This window comes from Rhodocaloribacter sp., assembly GCF_056451265.1.
This window is the reverse complement of record NZ_JBWOPL010000083.1, coordinates 1-6,308: the sequence shown is the minus strand read 5'-3', so window position 1 is coordinate 6,308 and position 6,308 is coordinate 1. Positions and strand designations below refer to the sequence as shown.

Sequence of the window (6,308 nt, the reverse complement as noted above, 5' to 3'; positions counted from 1 at the left end):
TGTTTTATAGACACATCAGGCGGGAGAATATAACCTTTCCCCGGAGCTATTGACAGACCCACATCCCTTGATCCCGGGTCTTCGGTGCTTTTCTCGGCGACGTCAGAACAGAGGGCGGCCCTCGGCGGTTGAAGCGTTTCCCCGGCGCGGCGCCGTTTCCCGAACCTCCGACCTCCTTTCATGCGCGCACCCCCCTCTTCCGATCCCGTCAGCCCGGAGCGTGCGGCGTCCGAGGCGTTCCTTCGGATGACGGGCGTCTCGAGGGTGTATCCGATGGGCGATCACGCGGTGTATGCCCTTCGGTCGGTGGATCTGTCGGTGGCGGCGGGGACGTTCACGGCGGTGGTGGGGCGGAGCGGGTCGGGGAAGTCGACGCTCCTGCATCTGCTCGCCGCGCTGGAGACGCCGACGGCGGGTGATGTGAGGGTGGGCGCGTGGCGGCTCTCGGCGCTCGACCGGAAGGCGCAGACGCACTACCGGCGCGCGATGGTGGGGATGATCTTTCAGGCGTTCCACCTCGTGCCCACGATGACGGCCTTCGACAACGTGGCGCTGCCGCTCGTGCTGGCGGGCGTCGCGCCGGCGCGGCGGCGCGCGCGGGCCGAAGCCTGCCTGGAGCGGGTGTCGCTCATGCACCGCGCGGGTCACCGACCGGCGGAACTCTCGGGCGGCGAACGGCAACGGGTGGCCATCGCGCGCGCGCTCGTGGCCGACCCCCCGCTCCTGCTCGCCGACGAGCCGACGGGCAACCTCGACTCGACGACGGCGGGGCAGATCGTCGACCTCCTCGCACGGCTCCGACACGAGCACGGCAAGACGGTCGTCTTCGTCACGCATCACCTTTCCGAGGTGGCGGCGGTCGCCGACCGGGTCATCGAACTGAACGACGGGCGGGTCGTTGGAAGGGGCGAACCGTCCGCCCCCTCTCTGTGATCGCAATGCGTCTGGTCGATCTCGTCTCGCTGGCTTTCGCCAACCTGAAACGCAACCGGGTGCGGAGCGCGATGACGCTCGTCGGGGTGGCCGTCGGCGTGGCGGCGCTGGCGGCGCTGCTCGCCTACGGCGCGGGCCTTCAGCGCACCGCGCGCGGCGAGTTCGAAGCGCTCGAACTGTACAACACCCTCCGCGTCACCTCGCAGCCGAGTCCCCTCGGCGCGGCGGGCGACGTCGCGTTCCTCCCGCAGGAACCCTTCGACCTCGACAGCCTCCCGCCGCCGGTGGCCCTCACGGACAGCCTCATCGAAGCGCTTCAGGGCCTCGACGGGGTGTTTGCGGTCTATCCCGAGATTGTCTTCCCGGTCCGGCTGAAGGCGGGCCGCCGGGCCGTCGTGGCCACCGCCGAGGCCGTGCCGCAGGCTTTCGGCGCGCTCCCGGCGTACCGGCCGAAGGCGGGCGCGTTCTTCTCCGGCCCCGCCGACTCCACGCTGCTTCTGGCCCCTTCGATGGCGCGCCGCCTCGGCTTCGATCCGCCCGAAAGCATCGTCGGCGACACGCTCGTCGTTTCGACCGCCACGCTCAACGTGCGGGCGCTCCGGCGGGGAAACCCCGGCGCCACTTTCGGGATGCTCGCGCCGCCGGTTGTCTATCGCGTCTATCGCCTGCGCGTGGCCGGGCTGCTGCCGGAGGACGGTCAGGCGCTCTCCGGGCTGTTCCGCATCGTCGTCCCGCTCGAACTGGCGAAGGGGCTGCGGAAGATCACGTTCTTCTCCACGATTGATCTCCTCATGCGCGGGACGGCGCCGGGGGGGTACTCGGCCGTTCGCGTGCATCTGGCCGATCCCGCCGCGTATGCCGCCGTCCGTCGCGCGCTCCGGGAGCGGGGGCTGTACGTCACCGGCTTCCGCGATCAGTTCGCGCGGCTCGAACGGCTCTTTCTCGTGCTCGACCTCGCGCTCGGCATCATCGGGTTCATCGCGCTCCTCGTGGCCACCATCGGCATCGCCAATACGATGATGATGAACGTCCTCGAACGGACCGCCGAGATCGGCGTCATGAAAGCCGTCGGAGGCGACGAGGGCGACCTTCAGCGGCTCTTCCTCCTCGAAAGCGCGGCGCTCGGGCTTTTCGGCGGGCTGGCCGGCCTCGGCGTCGGATGGGGCATCACCGCGCTTCTCGGCGCGTTCGTGGACCGGTACCTCCACGGCCTCGGCCTCTCCGGCATCGACGTCTTTTACCTTCCCCCGTGGATGGCCGGAGGCATCCTCGCGCTGGCCGTCGTCATCAGCCTGGCCGCCGGGATCGTTCCGGCCCGGAAGGCGGCCCGCGTCGAGCCGATCCGGGCGCTCCGGAGCGCGACGTGAAGCGCGGTCATTCGCGGTACGGCGGTATGCTCCGGGCTTCTTCGTCCGTCGCGGGGCGGAAGCGGACGGCCTGCCCGCCGCCGGGCGCGAGCCGCAGCGTGAAGACCGTCGTCGGTTCGACGAGCGCCTTCGTGATCTCGATGTCGAGCGGATGGGCCTTCCAGTCTGCCTCCGGTCCGTCCCGGTAAATTTCGGCGACGTATTTTCGGCCGGGATCGAGGAACGAGAGCGGCGCGTGAAGCACCCGCCCCCATTCGTCGGTGAGGCTGCCTAGGAACCAGTCTTCGCCGTCGCGTTCCTTCCGGACGATGGTCACATAATCCCCGATGCGGGCGTGGAGCACCCGCGTATCCTCCCAGTCGGTGGGCACGTCCTCGATGAAGCGGAACGCCGCGAGGTTCTCCTCATAATTCTCCGGGAGGTCGGCGGCCATCTGAAGCGGGCTGTAGAGGACGACGTACAGCGCGAGCTGCTTGGCGAGCGTCGTCGGGACCTTGTTCATCGGCTCCGTGCCGTCGTCTTCGAGGTGAAAGATGCCGGGTGTGAAATCCATCGGACCGGCGAGCAGCCGCGTGAAGGGCAGGATGGCGGTGTACGCCGGGGTGTTGCCGTCGCCCCACGCGGAGTTGTACTCCTGTCCTCGCGCCCCTTCCCGGGTCATCATATTCGGATACGTCCGGCGGATGCCGGTGTCCTTGATCGGCTCGTGCGCGTCGATCATGATGTGATGGCGGGCGGCGGTCTCGATGACCTTTCGGTAATGCCGCACCATGTATTGCCCGTGATGCCATTCGCCGTGCTTCTTTCCGTCCTTGCCGGTGCGGAAGATGCTCGTGTTGCCCCACCCGACGTATCCGGTCTTGACGGCATGGATGCCGAGCTTTTCGTAATAGGCGAAGGCGTCTTCCATCTGCCGTTCATAGTTCTCGACGCCCGCGCCGGTCTCGTGATGGCCGATGAGCGAGACGCCCCGCTCGGCGGCATACCGGCTCAGCGCTTCGAGGTCGAAATCGGGGTACGGCGTCGTGAACCGAAACTTGTCGCCGTTCTTCGTCCAGTCGCCGTCCCATCCCACGTTCCAGCCTTCGACGAGCACGCCGTCGATGCCGTGGCGGGCGGCGAAGTCGATGTACTGCTTCGTGCGCTCGGTGGTGGCGCCGTGCTTCGGGCCGGAAGCCCACGTGGCCAGGCCGAGGTGCATCTCCCACCAGATGCCGACGTATTTGCCCGGCTTCACCCACGAGACGTCGCCGAGCTTGTTCGGCTCGTTCAGGTTGAGGATGAGATACGACGTGATCAGCCCGCCCGCGTCGTCGGCGATCTGAAGCGTGCGCCACGGCGAGACGTGCGGCGTGCGCGCCTTCACCTTCACGCCGTCGGACCACGGGACGAGGTCGGCTTTGAGCGTCGTGCCGCCGGTGCGGCGAAGCGTCATGCTCGCGAAGTCGGTCAGCGCCGCCTCGTGGAGGCTCATGAAAAGCCCGTCGGCCGTCTCGAACGTCACGGGCGTGTGGACGGTGTCGATGGCCGTCGTGGGCGATTTCGTGTATCGGTACTCGTATCGGTTGCGGCGGAAGGCGGGGATCCACCACGCGTCGGGGTTGCCGGCGAGGGTGAACTCGGTCACCTCATCCATGATCTCGAAGGCGTCGAGGTTCGGCTGTTCGGGCCATTCGTACCGGAAGCCGACGCCGTCGTCGAAGACGCGGAAGACGACCGCCATCCGGCGCGGCGCTTCGTCGCGCGTCTCGAGGTCGATGCGCAGCTCGCGGTAATGATTGCGGATGTCTTTCTTCTCCCCCCACGGCTGCGTCCACGTCTCATCGAAGCTCGTCTCCGCGCTCGCGGCGACGGTGAAATTGCGGTCGAGCGGCGGGGCGTCTTTGAGGATGAAGCCCATCCGCGATGGGGTCACGAGGGGCCGTCCGAAGCGCGCGACGGTATAATACGGCACGCCGTCGCGGAGCGTGAAGGCGACCTCGTTCGCGCCGTCCGGGGAAGCCACCGTGAGGGTTTGCGCCCGGGCGGGAGCGAGGACGAGGACGCTCATGAAAAGAACGGCGAAAAAGGCGGAAAGGCGGGTTTTAAGCATGGGGAAAGCTGTCCGGGTGGTTGGGTGTTTGAACGTCGGGGGGGGAGTGCGGGACCTGAAACGTTATAACGTTTTAACGTGCAAACAGTCTCTCAAAACGGCACGGCGGCGCGGATGCGGTAGTACAGGTCGTAGCCATGGCGGGCGAAGAGGTCGGCGGCGGGGCGGGCGAGGCCGACGGCGTGCATGAGGAGGCTGGTGTCTCTGTATGGAGGTCATCCTATGGGCCGGAACGGCAGCGGTAACGGGATACAAAGTAACCACGGTGCGTAAGAAAAACGTCATGGATCCGGTCGATCGACATATCCTCGAGGACTTCGCCACCAGGGTGCGTGCGCGCTTCCCGGGGGCGTGGGTCTGGGCCTTCGGCTCCCGCGCCCGTGGCGACGCTACCTGGGCGTCGGACCTGGAGGTGTGCGTCGTCCTGGATCAGCCCGCTGGTCACCCACATTCTCCGTGAGGAGGTGGCGGCATGACGGACGCCGAGAAGATCCGTGCGCTCGCTGCCTACCGCATGGAGCAAGCGACGGGTGCCCTTATTGGCTATAGCTTGTAGACTGAAGGAAATTTTTAAAAATTTGGTTAAGATACCCTGTTGGTGTTGACAAAAAAAAAGGGGGGTAACATAAATTTATCAGAAGCAAAATGATTATTACTTGTAATACTAACTGGAATCAATAATTAGAAAAATGTTGAGTATTCGTTGTTTGGGAAGAGAATTAGTCGGAGTATTTTATGCTTTGATTTTGGCGACTGCAATATTTTTTGCGGGTTGTTTTGAAGATGAGGGAAGAAATGTAGGGGAAGTGGAAGAGGCTTTCTTTGCGATAAATCTTCAAAAGCAAAATAAAAAATATCGAGCTTGGCGGGAGATTGAAGTTGATACACTTGCTGTAATAGGTAGATCTGGAAAAGGAATTCTCTATAAGCCTGGATATGTCAAGGGGGATAGCAGTGGTGTTTATGTAATAGATTATGGTGATTCAAGTGTTAAAAAATTCGACAAAAATGGAAACCTGATCGTGAAATACGGGCAGGGTCGAGGAGAAGGGCCAGGCGAGTTCATTAACCCAACTGGTGTGGCAATCGGTGAAAACGGAATGGTTTGGGTGGCCGATGGTGGAGCACGCAGCCTTAACTGGTTTACAAGCGATGGTGATTTTCTCAGAAAACTGACGTTTGAGGATGGCATTCTGCGAGTTGCTCCGATTGAGGGTGGTTGGTACTATCTCATGCGTATCTCGCCGCTTAAACCGAAAATATTCTTTTTGTACAATGCTGAAGATGCACTGATGCGAAGTTTTGGTGAGTTGGTAGAAAATTATCGTGATGTTGCACTCTCTCTAAGTGGAGATATTCTATCGGTAAGGAAGGGCATGGTATATGTTTCATCTTACTATGGTGTAATTTTAAGATTTGATATTAATGGTAAACTTGCATATGCCCGGGAAGGAATAGAGAAAGGTAAACCGCCGCAAGTTGAAACTGGTCAAGCAAAAGGGAATTTCTTTCAGCGCATTGTCAATAAAAAGACGCTATACAATTGCTCATCCCTTAGAGATGAAAAATTGTACTTGCATGCTTTTTCCACCTCGAAAGAGATAGGCGCCTCTGTACTCGACGTCTATCATGTAACGGATGGAACATATCAGTATTCATTCAAGCTGCCAGGCTTTTCCATTTGTACGTCCGTTGCGGGCGATTATATCTACACGCTTCAGGACACGACGGCCGTCGTATACCGGGTGCGTGAGGTTGATTGATTGGCAGGTGCGTAAGTCGGTGCCGCCTCAAAACGGCACGGCGGCGCGGATGCGGTAGTACAGGTCGTAGCCGTGGCGGGCGAAGAGGTCGGCGGCGGGGCGGGCGAGGCCGACGGCGTGCATGATCCGGAAGACGCCGCCGAGGTCGAGCGC

5 protein-coding genes are annotated in these 6,308 nt (G+C 62.4%); 4 read left to right on the top strand and 1 reads right to left on the bottom strand.

Features of this window, described 5'->3' with window-relative positions:
- Nucleotides 1–180 precede the first annotated feature (180 nt).
- Both AC1HIY_RS14510 and AC1HIY_RS14505 read left to right on the top strand, forming a co-directional pair.
- Nucleotides 181–933 carry an ABC transporter ATP-binding protein gene (locus tag AC1HIY_RS14510; RefSeq protein WP_479577514.1) on the top strand — a complete coding sequence of 251 codons (753 nt, stop codon included), beginning with the start codon at nt 181–183 and terminating at the stop codon, nt 931–933.
- Nucleotides 934–938: 5 nt separating this feature from the next.
- Entirely contained in the window at nt 939–2,300 is a 1,362-nt protein-coding gene (locus tag AC1HIY_RS14505) for an ABC transporter permease (RefSeq protein WP_479577513.1), read from the top strand.
- A 7-nt stretch (nt 2,301–2,307) separates the two neighbouring features.
- Here the strand turns inward: AC1HIY_RS14505 and AC1HIY_RS14500 are convergent, their stop codons facing one another.
- On the bottom strand, nt 2,308–4,350 hold the full coding sequence (locus AC1HIY_RS14500) for a glycoside hydrolase family 97 protein (protein WP_479577512.1): 2,043 nt from the start codon (nt 4,348–4,350) through the stop codon (nt 2,308–2,310).
- Nucleotides 4,351–4,600: 250 nt separating this feature from the next.
- Here AC1HIY_RS14500 and AC1HIY_RS14495 point away from each other — a divergent pair, with 250 nt between their 5' ends.
- Nucleotides 4,601–4,852: a nucleotidyltransferase domain-containing protein gene (locus tag AC1HIY_RS14495; RefSeq protein ID WP_479577511.1), complete on the top strand. Its 252-nt coding sequence runs from the start codon at nt 4,601–4,603 to the stop codon at nt 4,850–4,852.
- A 229-nt stretch (nt 4,853–5,081) separates the two neighbouring features.
- Nucleotides 5,082–6,155: a 6-bladed beta-propeller gene (locus AC1HIY_RS14490; RefSeq protein WP_479577510.1), complete on the top strand. Its 1,074-nt coding sequence runs from the start codon at nt 5,082–5,084 to the stop codon at nt 6,153–6,155.
- Nucleotides 6,156–6,308: the final 153 nt, after the last annotated feature.

Coding starts and splice junctions, on each gene's coding strand:
- AC1HIY_RS14510 (WP_479577514.1), top strand. CDS start 181: ATGCGCGCACCCCCCTCTTCCGATCCCGTCAGCCCGGAGCGTGCGGCG.
- AC1HIY_RS14505 (WP_479577513.1), top strand. CDS start 939: ATGCGTCTGGTCGATCTCGTCTCGCTGGCTTTCGCCAACCTGAAACGC.
- AC1HIY_RS14500 (WP_479577512.1), bottom strand. CDS start 4,350: ATGAGCGTCCTCGTCCTCGCTCCCGCCCGGGCGCAAACCCTCACGGTG.
- AC1HIY_RS14495 (WP_479577511.1), top strand. CDS start 4,601: ATGGAGGTCATCCTATGGGCCGGAACGGCAGCGGTAACGGGATACAAA.
- AC1HIY_RS14490 (WP_479577510.1), top strand. CDS start 5,082: ATGTTGAGTATTCGTTGTTTGGGAAGAGAATTAGTCGGAGTATTTTAT.